This is a genomic window from Asaia sp. A2, assembly GCF_057319415.1.
The window spans coordinates 160280-178520 of record NZ_JBXWTO010000001.1; the positions used below are offsets into that span (position 1 = coordinate 160280).

An 18241-nucleotide genomic window follows, 5' to 3' on the forward strand; every position below is an offset into this window, starting at 1 on the left:
CCTCACCGGCCCTTACCCTGCCCGTTTGCCTTTGCGCAATGACCAGCGGCAACTTCTCTGCCTCGCGGCAGTCCCCACGTTGTCTCAAACGCTTCTGAAAAGCCGCGCACTGTCCTGATTGGAAGGGTGGTAACGGCCAGTCGGAACAAGCCTGGCCCCCGCCCTATCAACATATTCGGCAGGCGGAAGACGCAGAGGAACCAAGGGCGTCTCTGCGGCCCAAGTCCCCGCCGTTACCCCGAGGCAGCGCTACAGGCTTGAAGCCTGGGTAGCGGATCTCTCATGCCCCTCTGACGCGGGATCGGGCCGCCGTTGGGAAAGCGCCCGCGGGTCTCAGAGACGCAGATAGGTCAAGGCGAAAAGAGAGATCATGACCAGTGACAGACCACCCAGCAGACCCATGATCCGCCCCTGACGGCGCACGGCGAGTTCGTTTTTCATCATGGAAACAACACCCGATCGATCAGCAGGGCTGAAAACAGGAAGAACAGATACGCCAGCGAATACCGGAAGGCATAGCGGGCAGGCTTGTCAGCCGTCAGGCTCACCCCGGTCTCGTCTTGTTTGTCGAGCAGAACACGCAAGGCAAATCCTACAAAGCCCAGCCCGAGAACCGTGGCGCTCACCGTGTAGATCAATCCGCAAAGATGCAGAAAGGACGGTACCAGAGAGACAGCCAGCAGGATCAGCGTGTAGATGAAGACATTCCAGCGCGTATGACGAGCCCCCTTCACCACGGGCAACATCGGGATGCCAGCCTTGGTGTAATCCTTGCAGGCGTAAAGCGAGAGCGACCAGAAATGGGGCGGCGTCCACAGGAATACGATGGCAAACATCACCACCGGCAATACGCTCATGGAGCCTGTTGCTGCGGCCCAGCCGATCATGGGCGGAAAGGCTCCGGCTGCCCCGCCAATCACGATATTCTGCGGTGTGCTCCGCTTGAGCCACATGGTGTAGATGACGGCATAGAAGAAAATCGAGAATGCCAGAATACCCGCAGCGAGCGCATTGCTCGCCAGCCACAGCAGAGCCACTGACGCCAGCGAAAGGACAACGCCATAGATAAGGGCGCCATCGGCATCCATACGTGAGTCCGGAATCGGCCTCACCGAAGTCCGCTTCATGATCGCGTCAATATCGCGGTCGTACCACATATTGATGGCACCGGCCGCCCCTGCCCCGACGCATATGCAGAGCATGTCGATCAGACCGAGCGGGACCGAGGGCCAGGTCGGTGCCACGGCCATACCCGCCACACCCGTGAACACAACCAGCGAGATGACCCGGGGCTTGAGCAGAGCAAGCCAGTCCTTGAGCGTCGCGCCTTCGAGGCGATCAAAGCCCGGCGTGGTCTGAGGTAGTGACTGTGAGGCGCTCATGACAGATCCACCCTCACAGGCTTGCGCACTGGTACGATCAGCCTGACGCCAAGACTGGCGACACAGGCCAGAGAGACCAGCAGACCCACCTCACCGATATGACGCAGCATGGGCAGGAACGGTATCATCGCCAGTACGGAGATCCCCATTGAAACGAGATGCACTCGTCCAAGCCAGAGCGGCGCAGCCATCTCGCCCAATCGGGCCTGCCACCGGTAGTAGCAACCAAACAAGGCGAATACTGCACCAAACAGCATGGCAGAATGAAACGCCTCGGGTCGTGCCGGGAAGAGATATAGAGCCCAACCTGCGGAGAGCAGCAAGAGTGCCGGAAAACTCCAGGAAAGCGCATAGGTCATCGTGAAGCTGCGACGCCACAACGTGGCGCAAATCAATGTCATGATCCCGAAGCCAGGCAGGGCAACGCCAAATCCGAGCAATGCAGCGCTTGAGAGCCCCGGCACAATCACGCCATGCGCCCAGACAACCGATACCCCCAACGTAGGCACGGCCATGAGAAGTGGCAGCACAATCTTGGCCCGGGTGGAATGGAAGGAAACAAGATTCGCAATGGCGCCGAGTGCAAGCTGTATGACAAGGGCTAAAACCGGGATCTGGATACGACCGAGCCACTGACCAGCAACGCCTGCCGTATTGCCGCCTGCGACAAGGTCATGGGTGAGGCCGGCGAGCAATACGGGCACCATCACAACCAGTCCCAGAGAGCCCAGCAATTGCGACCAGGTAAAAGGAGAGAGGTCACGAAACCGCCCCTCGCGACACTCCAGACATTTGACCACGGTCGACAGGGCCAGCAGTGCAACGCCTACCGACCAAAGCGCCATTGAGACGGCAAACAGAACAGGTTGATGCGGTCCGCAAACAGCGCACACCGCTCCCAGAACCAGGGTAACAAGCGCTACCCGATCGAAACCAACCATCATGGGAGGAAGGGAAGTCAATTCCCCCGGCAGAACAAGCCGTCCCATACCGCCGAGGAAAGCCGGTATGAGAACGAAAAGGTCAAGCAACAGGCCGTGGGTCAATGCAGGCATTGGCCCTGTATTCTGCGAGACAATGCCTAGAAAACCACCAGCGAGACCACAAAAAAGCGCCAGAGCTAGAAACGCAGCCCCATCGGCTCGCAACGTCAGACCCTCGCGGCGTCTCGAAATCGGCAACTGTAACAAGACCCGTTCCTTATTCCGTCCTGGGGGTCCTCATGCCGTTAGCATCGGAAAGGGACCCTGAGATCAAGGCCAGTCTGGTATGATTTGTCGGGCACAAACGTGTCAGGCAACCAGGGCCGTCTCTTCCTTACTATCCTTCTCGAGCGGCAATGTCACGAGCGTAAACAGTCCTGCAGGCGGGACCGGCGTGATGGTTGCACGGCTCAAATCTTCAGGCGGCAGCAGGGATTCCATAGCAAAATCCGGGTGCCAGCCGAGCGAACGGGAGGCTCGGGCCATACCACGCTCCACAGCAAGCCGGACACCGCCCGTCGCGAGGAAATGATTGACGAACAGGATATGCCCACCCGGCTTCACCACGCGCTTGAGTTCACCCAGAAGACGTCGAGGGCTTGGCACGACTGAGGCCACGAACATGGCCACCGCAATATCGAAGCTGCCTGCTTCAAAGGTGGTCGCTTCAGCGTCCATCTCCAGCAGGTCATCGACATTGCCAAGCTGCTGATTGATCACGCGCTGGCGTGCGCGCTCGAGCATGGCCTCGGAAAGATCGATACCGGTAATGTGCTTGTCGCGGTTGTAGTGTGGCAGAGCGAGCCCTGTACCAACGCCAACCTCCAGAACGCGCTGGCCAGGCAATGCATTGACTGCGGCGACTGCGCGACGTCGGCCGAATGCCGAGATACCACCAAAAACGGAGTCATAGACCTTGGCCCAGCGGCGATAGGCAGCACGTACGGCATCCGCGTCCAGTGCCGAGCGCGGGCGGGGATGAGTATCGTCGAAGGAGACGGTTGGGTCGAGCAGGGGGTCCGGTCGTGTCATCAGGCTTCGTTCGTCTGGTCGCACAAAATCATTGGTTTTGTCCTGATACCTGTTTCGAGCCCCCCGTGCGAGGCCTCGGCAATTCAAAATCATCGCCCGACCGCAGCCAATGTGTCAGGCACCGAAAAGATCGGCCATCCTTAGCCTATCTCGCCAGTACTGGCGAGGGGCGGTTTGCAATTCGTCACAGCCACAGCCTAGAAGATAGGCGATAATAACGGGAGAGAGCCTGAGCACGGGCGATCTGCAACCGCCCCGAAAGAAGCGCCCAGTCATGTCACGTCTCAATTTGTGCCTGATTCTCATATCAATCGGCTTGTGGTCGTCTATTTATGTCCTCAAGTTCAAGGAGGATATCGTCAAGTGGTACCATATCCGGTTTGACAAATCCTCCCCTCCACTTCCCCCGGATGGAAAGATGCCAGAGGTACCCCTCCCCTTCCGCTATGACCAGCCTATGACCGAGGATGAGAACGAAGCTGTTGCCTCGCGTACCGACCATACGGAAGGAACGCAGAATAACGACTCAGCGGAGGCAGAACATCAAGGGGACAGGGCGCAAGATACCAAAACCTGACGTCTGCGCCCGCGAGTCTCCTGTTCAGCCCAAGCGCTTTTCGATCGCGTCCCAGACCAGGCCAGCGCTGTTCATGCTATTGAAACGGTCGAGTTCCTGAAGGCCCGTCGGTGAGGTCACGTTGATCTCGGTCAGCCAATCGCCGATCACATCGATCCCAACGAAGATAAGCCCATTCTCACGCAGATATGATCCGATACGCGCGCAGATCTCCTGATCACGCGCGGTCAGGGCGACGGCTTCCGCCCGACCACCCACATGCATGTTCGATCGGGCCTCGCCTGTAGCAGGAACGCGATTGATTGCACCGATCGGCTCGCCATCGACCAGAATGATGCGTTTGTCACCCTTGCGCACCATCGGCTCATAACGCTGGATCATGAGGGGTTCACGCGAGCGGCTGAAATGCAGCTCCAGCAACGAGGCAAAATTTTCGTCACCTTCACGAATGCGGAAGATGCCTGCGCCGCCATTACCGTAGAGCGGTTTGAGGATTACATCACCATAGCGGGCCCGAAACTCGGCCAGAGCCTCAGTGTCCCACGTAACCAGTGTCGGGGGCATGAGATCGGGGTAATGCGTGACAAGCAGCTTCTCGGGAGCGTTTCGTACAGCTTGCGGGTCATTCACGACCAGTGTCTTGCCGGGGCCAACACCGTGAACATGCTCAAGCATGTGGGTGGCAGTGATATAACCCATGTCGAAAGGCGGGTCCTGGCGCATCAGCACCACATCGGTCTCGCCCAGATCCAGGCGCCGCTCTGCGCCGAAAGTCGCATGCCCTCCCTGTACGCGCTGCACCGAAACCGGGCGCGCTCGCGCAGAAACCCGACCATGATGCAACGTCTTCTCGGCCCCGCCTTCGCCGAGACACAGCGAGTCCACAGGATACACAAAGAGTTCATGCCCACGTCTCTGGGCTTCGAGCATCAGGGCGAAGGTGGAGTCCCCGTTGATATTGACGTGCTCAAGCGGGTCCATCTGTACGGCTATGCGTAGGGCCATCGTCTTCGTCCTTTCGATATCTGCAAACCAGAATGTCATCGTCACAAACCAGGTGCGAACCCTGGCTTTTACCCTGCTAGGCCGTTTGCATCACGCCACACCCATATCATGAGCGTGCGCCCTGCCAAGCATGCGCAAACAGAAAGCCTCGCGGAACCATACGGCTCCGCCTCAATGCGGATAGGCGATTTCCAGAATTTCCAGCGTGACCGTCCCGTTGGGCGTCATCAGGCTCACTTCATCACCCACACGGCCGCGCATCAGGGCACGCGCGACGGGCGATACAAGCGAGATTTCCCGACGGGTCAGATCTGCCTCATCGCAGCCGACAATAGTCACATCATGCCTGACATCGTCTTCGTCGGCATAGGCAACGCGCGCCCCGAAAAACACGCGGTCGCGCGTTGTCTGGCTGGCAGGATCGACAATCAGGGCATGCTCGAGTCGCTTGCTCAGAAACCGGGCGCGGCGGTCGATCTCACGCAGCCGACGTTTACCGTACAGATAATCGCCATTTTCAGAGCGATCACCGTTGCCCGCTGCCCAGGAGACAATCTCCACAATGCGTGGACGCTCAACTTGCATGAGTTCCCGTAATTCCTCACGCATACGCGCGGCCCCCTGAGGGGTAAGATACTGGCTGAGAGCAACACGGGAAGCGTCGGACACGAAAATTCAGCCGCGCTGCTCGGTAATGCGATAGCGTATGACACCCGATATCCTCTCACCGGGCGCCAGAACATGCAGCCCGTTTTCCAGTATCTCGGGATGATTGATCGCGTTGTTCATGTTCGTCACGGCCTCGACCGCCACGAATGGTTTTTCCGGCGCGGTGAAGACCACCAGATGCGAGAACGCCGCATCAGCCTCAATCGTCAGATCATAGCCAGCCGAGGGGTAACCGAGCGTTGCCTTGCCATCCCACCCGGCAAAGCAGTTATCAAGGCGTGTCGCCCCAACGACTTTCGCCTTGTCGAAAAACTCCGTGCCCTCATAGGGCTGCAGAGTGGTGGGAAGCATGTCCGGCCCATTCTGCCACATCCCTCGCGCCCCGAATTGTAACGTCATGTCGTCACTTCTGGCGAAGAACGGATGAAATCCCATGCCCACAGGCTGTGCACGCGTATCGCGATTGGCGAGAAGGATTTCGACATCCAGCCCTTCACGATGCAGTACGAAAGAGAGAACGGCGCGGTAAGCAAAGGGCCATTGCGACGCATCGTCACCCTTGGCGGGATCATGGTCGAGGTAGAGAATGGCCCGCTCGGCATCGTGCTGGGCCACTTCCCAGCTACGTTCCCATCCATTGCCGTGGATGGCATGGGGCTCACTGACAAAATTATGCGCCAGCTGGTACGGGATGCCCTCGAAACTGAATGCGCCATTCCCGATGCGATTGGAGAAGGGCAGCAAGGGATAGCCAGCAACCGGCGTGTTTTTCTGTGCGACCAGGTTCGGATCGGCGGTCGGCGCCAGCAGATCGCGCCCGCGTAGTCGCCAGAAGGCGAGACTGCCACCCAGAGCGGGGAGTAATCCGAGATGGGCCTCGCCCAGTTTCAGCTCGATCATCCTGCTTTTCTCCTGCCACCGCCCCGTTTCTTGTTGGGGTCATAACCGCCGCCACCCGGACCGAGCGGTCGCGGCGTCTTGTCCTTGCTTCTGAACCCGCTACGCCCTGCGGTTGAGCTCGGCAAGGGGGGAGGCTCAAGCCCGAGATCAATCGCCTCGAGCCGCTTGATTTCATCTCGCAAGCGCGCGGCCTGCTCAAAATCGAGATCCGCCGCCGCAGCGCGCATGCGCTTTTCCAGATCCTGAATAGAAGCCGCTAGCGACTTGCCTACGAATTCCTGCGTGTCCCCGGCCTCATCAGGACCGACCGTCACGTAATCCTGCTCGAACACGGACGACAGCGCATCGCCGATACGCGAACGCACGGTCTGCGGTGTGATCCCATGCTCCTCGTTCCATGCCACCTGACGGGCACGACGACGCGCCGTTTCCTCGATCGCGAATTCGAGCGAGCCCGTCATCTTGTCGGCATAGAGCAGAACGCGGCCATCCACGTTGCGCGCCGCACGGCCAATCGTCTGGATCAGCGATGTGCGGCTACGCAGAAAGCCCTCCTTGTCTGCATCAAGGATCGCAACGAGGGCACATTCAGGAATATCGAGCCCCTCACGCAACAGGTTAATGCCTACCAGTACGTCAAAAGCGCCAAGACGCAGATCACGAATGATCTCGATGCGCTCAAGCGTATCCACATCAGAATGGAGATAGCGCACCTTGATACCGGCCTCACCGAGATATTCCGTCAGATCCTCGGCCATGCGCTTGGTAAGCGTGGTCACCAGAACACGCCCTCCCGCCGTGATGGTGTCGCGGGCTTCAGCCAGCAGATCATCCACCTGCCCTTCGACAGGGCGCACGATCGTGACAGGGTCGATCAGCCCGGTCGGACGGATGATTTGCTCGGCAAACACGCCTGCGGTCCGTTCCATTTCCCAGGGGCCGGGCGTTGCGGAAACGAACACGCTTTGTGGACGCAAAGCCTGCCATTCGTCGAATTTGAGGGGCCGGTTGTCGAGGCAGGAAGGCAGACGGAAACCATATTCGGAAAGCACGGATTTGCGCGCATGGTCACCCCGCGCCATGCCCCCGATCTGGGGCACCGTCACGTGGCTTTCATCGACAATCAGCAGCGCATCCTCTGGCAGATACTCGAACAGGGTGGGTGGCGGATCGCCGGGACCACGGCCCGAAAGGTACCGGGAATAGTTCTCAATGCCCTTGCAGGCCCCTGTGGTCTCGATCATTTCGAGATCGAAAATCGTGCGCTGTTGCAGGCGCTCAGCCTCCAGCAGCTTGCCCGCAGCATTGAGTTCATCGAGGCGCTGGCGCAGCTCCGCCTTGATACCGATCATGGCCTGATTGAGCGTCGGGCGTGGCGTCACATAATGCGAATTGGCATAGACGCTTATCTCTGTCAGATCGGCCGTCTTGTTGCCGGTCAGCGGATCGAACTCCGTGATGGCCTCGATTTCATCGCCGAAAAGCGAGACACGCCAGGCGCGATCCTCGTTCTGCACAGGGAAGATATCGACCTGCTCGCCGCGCACGCGGAATGTGCCGCGCTCGAACGCCGCGTCGTTGCGGCGATATTGCAACTCGACCAGCGCCTTGATCAGTCGGTCACGATCAATGCTGCCGCCCGCCTCAAGCTTGACCACCATGCGCGAATAGGTCTCGACCGAGCCGATACCGTAGATGCACGATACCGAGGCCACAATGATAACGTCGTTGCGCTCCAGCAAGGCCTGCGTGGCAGCATGGCGCATACGGTCGATCTGCTCGTTGATCTGACTGTCTTTTTCAATATAGGTGTCAGAGCGCGGCACATAGGCTTCCGGCTGGTAATAATCGTAATAGGATACGAAATATTCGACCGCGTTATCAGGAAAGAACTGCTTCATCTCACCGTAGAGCTGCGCCGCCAGCGTCTTGTTCGGTGCCAGAATCAGGGTCGGCTTCTGTGTCGCCTCGATGACCTTGGCCATGGTGAAGGTCTTGCCCGACCCCGTGACGCCCAGCAGAACCTGATCAACCTCCCCGTCATTCACGCCCTGCGTCAGTTCCGCAATGGCGGTGGGCTGGTCACCCGCCGGCTCGTATTCGGATTTGACGACCAGACGCCGCAGCTTCTCCTTCGCGGGCTGTCGTTCAGGCCTGAATCCCATAAGCCGGTGCTCGGGGATCGCTTCCATCGTGGATCGTGTTGCTGTCGCCATGGCAGGAAAATGGGCTTTCAAAAGGGCTGTCACAAGAGCGCGCCAGATCGCGGGTGCAAAAGCGAGATTGTCGGCATCGGTATCGCATGACAGAACGCGTCATGGCAGACAGGGGTTCATGATGCAGGATATCCTCAATTTGCCCCGTCACAGGCAGATCGTGACGCTGGTCCAGGCCCATGGCTTCATGTCCAATGAGGATCTGGCGCAGCGTCTTGGTGTCACGGTCCAGACCATCCGGCGCGATCTCAATGCCCTGTCGGAGGCCGGGCACGTGGCGCGCTATCATGGCGGGGCAAGCCCTGCCTCCTCCACCGAGAATATCGCCTACGGCGAGCGCCAGAGCCTTCACTCCCGTGCCAAGGAGGCGATCGGGCAATGTGCGTCACGGCTCATCCCCGATGGCAGTTCGCTCTTCATCAATATCGGCACCACGACAGAGGCGTTTGCCCGGGCCCTGACCAGCCATAAAGACCTGCATGTCATCACCAATAATCTGCATGTCGCGGTTGCCCTGTCTCCCCGGCGCGATTTCCGCACCGTGCTGGCAGGTGGACTGGTGCGCCCCCAGGATGGCGGCATTGTCGGCGCGGGCGCGACGGAATCCCTGTCGGGCTTCCGGGCGGATTTCGGGGTTATCGGTATCAGCGGCATTGAGGAAGATGGCACGCTGCTTGATTTCGATCTCGATGAGATACAATGCGCCCGTGCCATCATGCGCCATGCGAGACGTGTAATTCTGCTGGCCGACCACACCAAGTTCACACGCAGCCCGGTGGGGCGGGTGGGCGATCTCTCCAGCATTGATGACTTCGTGACGGATCGTATGCCCTCTTCCCCATTCATCGCAGCGCTCGAAGCGGCGAATGTTAGACTTCACATAGCCTGACCCACATTTTGCACACACATAACACGAACGCGTTATAGTTAACGTTTTATGTTCGCTTTCTTTCGTTTTTGATCTAGCAAGACTTTCGAGTTTGTTCCCCTCGAAAGGTCTCACCCCATGAGCGGTTCCACCCCCAACCACCCGAACGAGGGTTCCGACACGATTGAGCACGACCTGCTGATCGTGGGCGGTGGCATCAATGGCGCAGGGATTGCGCGCGATGCCGCAGGGCGCGGCCTGAACGTGCTGCTGGTCGAGAAGGATGATCTGGCAAGCCATACGTCCTCAGCCAGCACGAAGCTGATTCACGGTGGGCTGCGCTATCTCGAATATTACGAGTTTCGGCTGGTGCGCGAGGCGCTCAACGAACGTGAAAACCTGCTTCGCATCGCGCCTCACATCATCTGGCCCATGCGTTTCATCCTGCCTCATTCAGCCATGCTGCGTCCGGCATGGCTGCTGCGCACGGGGCTCTTCCTTTACGACAATCTCTGCCGCGTCATGACCCTGCCCAAAACCCGCGTGCTCAAGCTGCAGCAGGACCCGGCAGGGCGTGTGTTGCGCAACGAATTCCGCAAGGGGTTCGAATATTCCGATGGTTGGGTGCAGGACAGCCGGCTCGTCGTGCTCAATGCCATGGATGCCGCCCGACGCGGCGCAACAATCTGCACCCGCACAAAGCTGATCGGGGCCGAGCGTCACCCGGATCGCTGGATCGCCACCCTTCGTGACGAGACGACCGGTCAGACAAGGCAGGTCACCGCCCGTGCCCTTATCAATGCCGCAGGCCCCTGGGTGGCTGAACTGCTCAAGGACAGATTGTCAGTACCGAGCAGGAATGATGTGCGGCTCATCAAGGGCAGCCACATTGTCGTGCCCCGCATGTTCGAGACCGAGCAGGCCTATATCCTGCAAAATCCCGACCGGCGCATTGTCTTTGCCATCCCGTATGAGAAGGATTTCACCCTTATCGGCACGACCGACATTCCCTGGGAACAGGACGCCGGTGCCGTGACCATTTCACAAGAGGAAATCACCTATCTCTGCGAGAGCGTGAACCGCTATTTCAAACGCGCCATCACACCGGATGACGTTGTGTGGAGCTATGCTGGCGTACGTCCGCTTTATGACGACCATTCGGGCAGCGCCTCCGCCGTGACGCGCGACTATGTGCTCGATGTCGATCACAGCTCAGCCCCCGTGCTGTCCGTTTTCGGCGGCAAGATCACCACCTATCGCAAGCTGGCCGAGCACGCGCTTGAGAAGCTTGCGCCCCATCTACCCGGACTGCCGGTTACGTCATGGACGGCCGACACCGCCCTGCCCGGCGGCAATTTCAAGCGGGCAGATTTTAATAACCGCGTCCGTCTGCTCATGACGCATGTGCCGGGAATGACGCAGGACACCGCAACGCGGCTCGTGCGCAATTACGGCACCCTGGTCGAAACGCTGATGGCAGAAGGCGCAGAAGCGCAGACCTCTCAGTCCAGCACGGGCACACAAGCAAATGCCCCCCCCACCGGGCATACACCCGATGTCAGCGCCCTTCCCTCGCTGGGGGCCTGCCTTGGAGCCGATCTGTATGAGGCCGAGGCCAATTATCTGATCGACCATGAATGGGCGCGCAACGCAGAAGATATTCTCTGGCGTCGCTCGAAGCTCGGCCTTCGGTTTTCCCCTCGCGAGACACGCGCCCTCGAGGATTACATCGCCCGGCGATCGCGCCGGAATTCCCCGCCTGTCGAGACCGGCCCCGCCCACGAAATGGCCTGATCTCCCTCCCGCCTCTTCCTCCCACTCTGGCTGACGGAAATTTTCTCATGTCAGAAAGAAAACGCTATCTCGGCGAGCTGATTTCAGAATTCATCGCCGTGCTGATCATCATCATCTTCGGCGACAGCGTCGCGGCGATGATCGTGCTTTATGATCCCAATCCGTATCAGAACGCCTATTGGGGCGTGGCCATCGTGTGGGGGCTTGGCGTCACCATCGCCATCTATGCCACCGGGGCTGTAAGCGGCACCCACGCCAACCCCGCCGTGACCCTCGCTCTTGCCCTGTATCGTGGCTTTTCATGGAAAAAGGTCCTGCCTTACTGCACTGCGCAGGTGCTGGGCGGCATTGCCGGGGCTGCGGTCGTCTATCTCAATTTCCATCCGGTCATCGACCACTACAACATGACCCATCACTTCACCCGTGCGGGTGATGGCGGGGCCGCAGGGGTGTTCTTTACCCATCCCGGCCTTGCCGTGACGGCCATGCATTCCTTTGTGGTGCAGATCGTCCTGACTGCCGTGCTGGTATTTGGCATTTTCGCTATCACTTGCCAGTATAACACCCAGGCCCCCCAGGCGAATTCGGGTGCCCTCATCATCGGTCTGCTCGTTGCAGCCATCGGTGCCTCTTCCGGCTTCCTCGATGCCTGGGCCATCAACCCCGCACGTGATTTTGGCCCACGTACCTTTGCCTTCCTTGCCGGCTGGGGAGCTTCAGCGTTCCCGGCCCCCCAGCATTACTGGTGGGTTCCCATCGCAGGCCCGCTGGTTGGTGGCGTGGTGGGTGCTGGCATCTATCAGTTCACGCTTCGCCCGTTCATGCCGAACTACAACCCCGGCGCCACGACAGGGGCAGCCCAGACATTGCCCGATCCTGTCACCGCCACCCCCGTCATTACCCCGGCACCCGTATTCGCCTCGCGGGTCAACGAGGCCACGACACTCCATTAGATCCAGCCTTGTGAGGCACCGGCCGACCGGCACAATCCGATCGGCCACCTCTCCCCGATTTCACACGACAGCCTGCACCGGCACCGACATGCCACGCGTATTTCAAGGACCATCACCATGACCCGCAAGACCCATATCCTCGCCATCGATCAGGGGACGACCTCCACACGCAGCATCGTCTTTGACAGCAAGGCGCGCTCTCTTGCGCTGTCACGGCGTGAATTCACCCAACATTACCCCAACCCCGGCTGGGTCGAACACGATGTCGAGGATATTTGGCGCGATGCACTCGACACGGCACGCGAGGCCATCGAGCAATCCGGGGGTATCGACAGGATTGCCGGTCTGGGCATCACCAGCCAGCGCGAGACCGTCGTGCTCTGGGAGCGCAGCACAGGCAAGCCGGTGCATCGCGCCATCGTCTGGCAGGACCGGCGCACAGCCGCCTTCTGCGCTGAGCTCAAACGCGATGGTGCGGAGGAAAAGGTGCGCGCCAAAACCGGCCTGCTCCTCGACCCCTATTTCTCTGCCAGCAAGATCACCTGGCTGCTCGACAATATTCCCGGCTTGCGGGCGCGGGCTGAGGCCGGCGAGCTCGCTATGGGCACGATCGACTGCTTCCTCCTGTGGCGCCTCACCGGTGGCAAGGTGCATGCCACCGATGTCACCAATGCCAGCCGCACGGCCCTGTTCAACATCCACACACAGCAATGGGACCAGGAACTTCTGGCCCTGTTCAACGTCCCTCAAGCCCTGCTGCCCGTTCTTTGCGACAATAGCGGTGAGCTGGGAATGACCGATCCGGCCCTGTTCGGCCAGTCCATTCCCATTGGAGGCATGGCGGGCGATCAGCACGCCGCGCTTGTGGGTCAGGCCTGCTTCAAACCCGGCATGGGCAAGGCGACCTATGGAACAGGCTGCTTCATGCTGCTCAACACGGGTGACAAGCCCGTCACCTCGCATCATCGGCTTCTGACCACAATCGGCTATCGTATCGGTGGAAAGACCACCTACGCGCTGGAAGGCTCCATCTTTGTGGCCGGGGCTGCCATCAAATGGCTGCGTGACGGGTTGCACCTCATCACCCATGCCTCACAGACCGATGACATGGCAACGCGTGTGCCAGATAGCCACGGGGTATACATGGTGCCCGGTTTTGTGGGGCTGGGTGCCCCCCATTGGGATCCGGAAGCACGCGGTCTGATCTGTGGCCTCACGCTGGGCTCGACCGAGGCGCATATCGCCCGTGCAGCGCTTGAGTCGGTCGCTTACCAGACTTTCGATCTGGCACACGCCATGCGTGAGGACGGCGCCATGCAGGCCCAGACATTGCGTATCGATGGCGGTATGTCAGCCAATGACTGGTTCTCGCAGTTTCTGGCGAACATCCTCGATACGGACGTGCAGCGCCCGGTGGATCTGGAGACAACGGCTCTTGGCGCCGCTTTCCTGGCAGGCCTGGCCACAGGTGTCTGGCAGTCTCTGGAAGAAATCGGCACCATCTGGGAGCAGGAGCGGCTTTTCACGCCCGATATCGACGGTGCCCTGCGCCTGACATTGCTGCGCGGCTGGGAAGATGCGGTACGTCGCACCCTGACCCCTCCCCATGAGACGACGAACGTCACATCCGCACGCCGCGATCAGGCAGCCTGAACCGGCCAGCAGGCGTATGATCCGAACCGGGATGCAGAGGAAAGCCCCGCATCCCGGCCTTATTTAACCCTGCAGTCGTGGCCGGGGGAACGTGTCCCTCAAAAGCAGGACGCAAACCCTATCGCTGCCGCATATTGCCCAATGGCAAAGACTGCATGGGCCAGCAGCACGAGACCGTAAAGCTTCACCGGATTGGGCGTCTTGAGGCCGAGAAAACCGCCCCCCATGCCCGGTACCATAAGTGTCAGGCCTGCAATGGTGGTCAGGACCACGCCGATAAGAATGATCGGCAGCCATGTGGGTGCCGCGATGAATGCCACACCCCAGAAAACCGGCAGCATAGCGGCATAGGCACAGCCCACCACGTAATGGAACAGCCAGCCAAGCCCGTGTTCACCGGGTGTGTAGACCCCGCTTGCCGTCGGTTCGAACACAAAGCGCCCCTGCTTCATGCCCTGTAGCCAGTGGCCGACCGCGCCCCAATTGGTCTGGGGGAGGCCCAGAGCCTTGTCGAGAACGAGCGCGTAGAGATCGAGGATCAGGGTCGAGACAACGCCGACGATAATCGTGAATACAATGACGGCCCCCAGAGGGTGCGCGAGAAAACTGTCCATTCCGGTCATCCTGCAATGAGCGAGCCCGGCTGCACATGACGTGCTGACACCGGACCGTAAGCCCGCCCTCCATGACAGATCCGCCATCTGTCAGCCAGTTCGTAACACGTGCGCATCATCGGACACGCGCAATAGTGATCAGGCGCAAATCACGGGCCCTTTCATCGGTGCGGCTGAATGACTGCGACAAACGGCGCTGGGCGGAAGTGCTGTATCAGCTAGAACAGAGCAGCCCCAGAATGATGACTGACCTGACAAGAAGAAAGGCCAGGAATTGAGGCACAGCATTGGTCTCGTATCGATCACGAAAAGTAATCGGGCAATTCTTCATTGCGACTGGCCACAGCCTGATCACTAATTTAGCGTGATTTATAACATCATCATCACACTTCCACCTGATACCCTTGTTGATCCGCCTGGAACCTGACCCCGCCCCCGGCCTTGAATGACTAATCCCGTCCCGTTGCCGTCGCTTTGCGCGGCGACCGTGGAACCGAGCCTGCGAAAGGAACGCCTCATGCCACCTGCCACACTCCCCGCACCGAAAGTTGTCGCCCGTGAAAAGGCGCTTTCCGGCGCCGACGATCCAGGCCCGGCAGATTCGGTTCCCTCCCCGACACGGCGTGGGCTGATCCGGATCGGAAGCGCCGCGCTGGGCGCAGCGCTAATGTCCCCCCTGATGGGGCGGAAAGCCTCGGCCCATGACGTTGCGGCTGATACGGCGCTCTCTCCGCCGAGTGTCGTCAGCACACCGCCACGCCTCTGGGGCCCCGAAGCTCCCGTCGCCTTTACCCCCGACCCCGATATCATTTCCTACGATCCGTCCTTCTCGGCGGTGATTCTCGATAACGCGCCGCTTGTTCAGGCGTGGAAAGGCAAGGTGCTCTGGCTGGAAGGGCCTGCATGGTCAAACGAGGGCAGGTTTCTCATCACCAGCGATGTCATGGGAAGCACACAGTACCGCTACCTGCCGGAAGAACGCTGCATGACGGTGTTCCGCAAGGAGAGCTACCACTCCAACGGCAATACGTTCGATCGTGAGGGACGGCTCATCACCTGCGAGCACGGGTTGCGCCGGGTGATCCGCTGGGAGCATGACGGGCGCTGCACAGTGCTCGCGGAGAGCTTCAACGGCAAACGCCTCAACTCACCCAATGATATCGTGGTCGATCATCAGGGCGGGATCTGGTTCACTGACCCGCCCTACGGTGACAGATTATGGGAAGGGCACCCGGATGCTCCTGACGGGACCACGCCGACAAAAGGCAATCTCACCTGGAATCTGGATCTGGAAGCGACAGAGCAGATAGGGGGTGAACATGCACAAGCGACCCATGTCTTTCATCTCGACCCCGAGACGCGTCATCTCACTGCGCTTCTCGATGGCGACGCCCTCGCGGGGCCCAACGGGCTATGCTTCTCTCCCGATCAGAAGACGCTCTATATCGTCTCCAGCGAAAAAGGCGCCCTCAGCCCCAAAGGTGGCGGGTATCGCAATATCTACGCATTTGACGTGCAGAAACCGGGGGGCACTCAACCCGGCACGAATGGCGTCCCGGCCCTCACGAACCAGCGCGTCTTTGCTGATATGACGCTGGGTGGTCACAAGCTCATGCCGGACGGTATCAAGGCAGACCGGCTGGGCAATCTTTGGGTCGCGGCCAATGGCCCGCTCGGGTTGTGCGGTGTGTTTGTCTATAACCCGGCAGGCAAGATGATCGGCCGCCTGCGCCTGCCGCGCAGTGTTTCCAACCTGTGCTTCGGCGGAACACAGCGCGATCGTTTGTTCATGTGCGCTGAAAACACGATTTTCACACTCGATGTCGCCACACAGGGAGCCGGCCTGTCATGAAAACGCCTTATCGATGCCTGATCGGGGGGAGTGCAATCGCTCTGCTTGCCCTCTCCGCCGCGCCTCGCGCACTGGCTGCGCCAGCACCCGATACAACCAAGCCGGATGCGGTCACACAGCGCATCGCTCCGAAAAACGGCACGACGGCGCTGGAGGTCGTCAAGCGCTTCCCGAAGGATTTCAACATGATCGGGGTCGGGGTCTCCCATTCCGGCATCGTCTATGCCTCTGCCCCGGCAACCATAAAGCGCTACAGTGCGAGTGTCATGCGGATCGACCCCGCGACCGGCGCCCTCCAGCCGTTTCCCGATGCGGGCTGGAACCGCTTCGATCCGCATCCGGTGGACAAGGAGGTATGGGTTTCTGTACCGGCCCTGTGGGTGGATGACCGCAATCATCTGTGGGTGCTGGATTCATCGCTCCCTTCGGTGGACCAGAAAACCCTGCCGCCCAAACTGGCGGAATTCGACGCCGAAACCGGACAACTCTACCAGATCTATCATTTCGGCCCCGACATCACTCCGGCCGACTCACTTAACGATGTACGCGTGGATACGCGCACGCGCACTGCCTATATCACCAATGAATGGGGGCGTGGCGGCCTGGTGGTGATGGATCTCGATACCGGGGCCTATCGTCTGGTTCTGGCCAATACGCGCTCGGGGATCGCCGATCCCAAACAGCACCTTCACATCTACGGGGAACTCGCGCGCAAGAAAGACAATACGCTCCCCGTCACACAGGATGATGGCATTGCGCTCTCACCCGACCGCCAGTGGCTCTATTATCGCCCGCTCACCGACCATCATTACTGGCGCATCGCGACCTCGGATCTGCGCAATGCCAAACTCACCGATGGGGAGCTGGACAAACGGGTAGAGTATCTTGGCCAATCGGTCATGAGCGGCGGTATCGAGATGGATTCCTGCCAGCGACTATGGGTGGGGGATATCGAGAACCACGGTCTTTATGCCCTGAGTTTCCCCAAAGGAGCGACGACACCCAAAATCGACTTCAGCTATCGCAACCCGGCGGTTCTGGACTGGGCCGATGGTTTCGCGATTGCGAAAGACTGGCTCTATATTTCCGACTCACGTCTTGATGAACTGGCCTTCAGCAATTCCCGTCCTGTTTCTGGCGCCACAACCATCTATCGTATGAAGCTTCCTGCCTGCGAGACAGGTGGGGAAGCTTCACATCAACAGATCGATGGACATTCAAATTGACCGGGAACAAGACCGAAAAGGCCTCCCTCAACAAGGCTCTCTGGGCAGGATTTATTGGTGGCAATCTGTCCAGCTTCGTCAAATGGGGAACCGAAGTTCCCCTGCCGCCCCGCACGCCGGACCGCCCCAGCCCACCCGCCGAGATGCTGCGCGATTTCGGCATCGACGTTCGTGGCCTTGTCTATCACTACTCGGACCATCTGGTGCAGGGCGGAGTCCTGCTCGTGCATCACCTCTTTTCCATCGTCTTTGCGCTGCTCTATTGCGTCATCTGGCGCTATGAGCCACGCATTGCGCTCTGGCAGGGCGTTGCCTTCGGGCTGGTCGTCACGGTGGTGTTCCATGGCATGGTGCTGCCTTTGGGGCACTGGGCACCCGCCCTGTGGAATCTCCCGCGAGCGGAAATCCTGTCCGAGACAATCGGCCATATATTGTGGGCATGGGTCATTGAGCTGATCAGACGTGAGTTCATGACCCCAGCCTCAGAGGCAAGGAAAACCCTGAAAGCCTGAAACAC

16 protein-coding genes are annotated in these 18241 nt (G+C 59.7%); 8 read left to right on the forward strand and 8 right to left on the reverse strand.

Annotated features, from left to right (window positions below):
• Positions 1-440: 440 nt before the first annotated feature.
• The 3 genes from ACWNRM_RS00755 to ACWNRM_RS00765 form a co-directional block, all read right to left on the reverse strand.
• Positions 441-1382, reverse strand: a complete 942-nt coding sequence (locus ACWNRM_RS00755; protein ID WP_485169048.1) for a heme o synthase — start codon at positions 1380-1382, stop codon at positions 441-443.
• Entirely contained in the window at positions 1379-2572 is a 1194-nt protein-coding gene (locus ACWNRM_RS00760; RefSeq protein WP_485169049.1) for a hypothetical protein, read from the reverse strand. The genes ACWNRM_RS00755 and ACWNRM_RS00760 overlap by 4 nt, the downstream gene beginning before the upstream one ends.
• 102 nt (positions 2573-2674) lie before the next feature.
• Complete coding sequence (locus tag ACWNRM_RS00765) at positions 2675-3397, reverse strand: class I SAM-dependent methyltransferase (RefSeq protein WP_485169050.1); 723 nt, start codon at positions 3395-3397, stop codon at positions 2675-2677.
• Positions 3398-3671: 274 nt separating this feature from the next.
• On the opposite strand from ACWNRM_RS00765, the gene ACWNRM_RS00770 reads away from it, so the two are divergent.
• Complete coding sequence (locus tag ACWNRM_RS00770; RefSeq protein ID WP_485169051.1) at positions 3672-3974, forward strand: hypothetical protein; 303 nt, start codon at positions 3672-3674, stop codon at positions 3972-3974.
• 24 nt (positions 3975-3998) lie between these two features.
• Here the strand turns inward: ACWNRM_RS00770 and gshB are convergent, their stop codons facing one another.
• The 4 genes from gshB to uvrB form a co-directional block, all read right to left on the reverse strand.
• Positions 3999-4979 (reverse strand): glutathione synthase, encoded by a 981-nt coding sequence (gshB, locus tag ACWNRM_RS00775; RefSeq protein WP_485169052.1) that lies wholly within the window; start codon positions 4977-4979, stop codon positions 3999-4001.
• A gap of 171 nt (positions 4980-5150) precedes the next feature.
• The gene (gene greB, locus ACWNRM_RS00780; RefSeq protein WP_485169053.1) at positions 5151-5648 is read right to left on the reverse strand and encodes a transcription elongation factor GreB; all 498 of its coding nucleotides are present in this window, start codon (positions 5646-5648) and stop codon (positions 5151-5153) included.
• 6 nt (positions 5649-5654) lie between these two features.
• Positions 5655-6548 (reverse strand): aldose 1-epimerase, encoded by an 894-nt coding sequence (locus ACWNRM_RS00785; RefSeq protein WP_485169054.1) that lies wholly within the window; start codon positions 6546-6548, stop codon positions 5655-5657.
• Positions 6545-8764, reverse strand: coding sequence for an excinuclease ABC subunit UvrB (gene uvrB, locus ACWNRM_RS00790; RefSeq protein ID WP_485169055.1), 2220 nt, complete (start codon positions 8762-8764; stop codon positions 6545-6547). The genes ACWNRM_RS00785 and uvrB overlap by 4 nt, the downstream gene beginning before the upstream one ends.
• Positions 8765-8882: 118 nt before the next feature.
• Between uvrB and ACWNRM_RS00795 the strand changes: the two genes are divergently transcribed.
• The 4 genes from ACWNRM_RS00795 to glpK all read left to right on the forward strand — a co-directional run bounded on the left by ACWNRM_RS00795 (position 8883) and on the right by glpK (position 14032).
• Positions 8883-9653, forward strand: a complete 771-nt coding sequence (locus ACWNRM_RS00795) for a DeoR/GlpR family DNA-binding transcription regulator (RefSeq protein WP_485169056.1) — start codon at positions 8883-8885, stop codon at positions 9651-9653.
• Between the two features lie 117 nt (positions 9654-9770).
• Positions 9771-11426: a glycerol-3-phosphate dehydrogenase gene (gene glpD / locus ACWNRM_RS00800; RefSeq protein WP_485169057.1), complete on the forward strand. Its 1656-nt coding sequence runs from the start codon at positions 9771-9773 to the stop codon at positions 11424-11426.
• A gap of 47 nt (positions 11427-11473) precedes the next feature.
• Positions 11474-12379, forward strand: coding sequence for an MIP/aquaporin family protein (locus tag ACWNRM_RS00805; protein WP_485169058.1), 906 nt, complete (start codon positions 11474-11476; stop codon positions 12377-12379).
• Positions 12380-12496: 117 nt separating this feature from the next.
• Positions 12497-14032, forward strand: coding sequence for a glycerol kinase GlpK (glpK, locus tag ACWNRM_RS00810; protein ID WP_485169059.1), 1536 nt, complete (start codon positions 12497-12499; stop codon positions 14030-14032).
• A 98-nt stretch (positions 14033-14130) separates the two neighbouring features.
• On the opposite strand, the gene ACWNRM_RS00815 is transcribed toward glpK, so the two are convergent.
• The gene (locus ACWNRM_RS00815) at positions 14131-14646 is read right to left on the reverse strand and encodes a DUF2938 family protein (RefSeq protein WP_062164876.1); all 516 of its coding nucleotides are present in this window, start codon (positions 14644-14646) and stop codon (positions 14131-14133) included.
• A 517-nt stretch (positions 14647-15163) separates the two neighbouring features.
• On the opposite strand from ACWNRM_RS00815, the gene ACWNRM_RS00820 reads away from it, so the two are divergent.
• The 3 genes from ACWNRM_RS00820 to ACWNRM_RS00830 are packed head-to-tail and all read left to right on the forward strand — an operon-like array spanning position 15164 to position 18236.
• Positions 15164-16498: an SMP-30/gluconolactonase/LRE family protein gene (locus tag ACWNRM_RS00820; RefSeq protein ID WP_485169060.1), complete on the forward strand. Its 1335-nt coding sequence runs from the start codon at positions 15164-15166 to the stop codon at positions 16496-16498.
• Positions 16495-17724, forward strand: coding sequence for an L-dopachrome tautomerase-related protein (locus ACWNRM_RS00825; protein ID WP_485169061.1), 1230 nt, complete (start codon positions 16495-16497; stop codon positions 17722-17724). The genes ACWNRM_RS00820 and ACWNRM_RS00825 overlap by 4 nt, the downstream gene beginning before the upstream one ends.
• Positions 17721-18236 (forward strand): YagU family protein, encoded by a 516-nt coding sequence (locus ACWNRM_RS00830; protein WP_309680682.1) that lies wholly within the window; start codon positions 17721-17723, stop codon positions 18234-18236. Before ACWNRM_RS00825 ends, ACWNRM_RS00830 begins: the two co-directional genes overlap by 4 nt.
• The last annotated feature ends 5 nt before the right edge of the window (positions 18237-18241 follow it).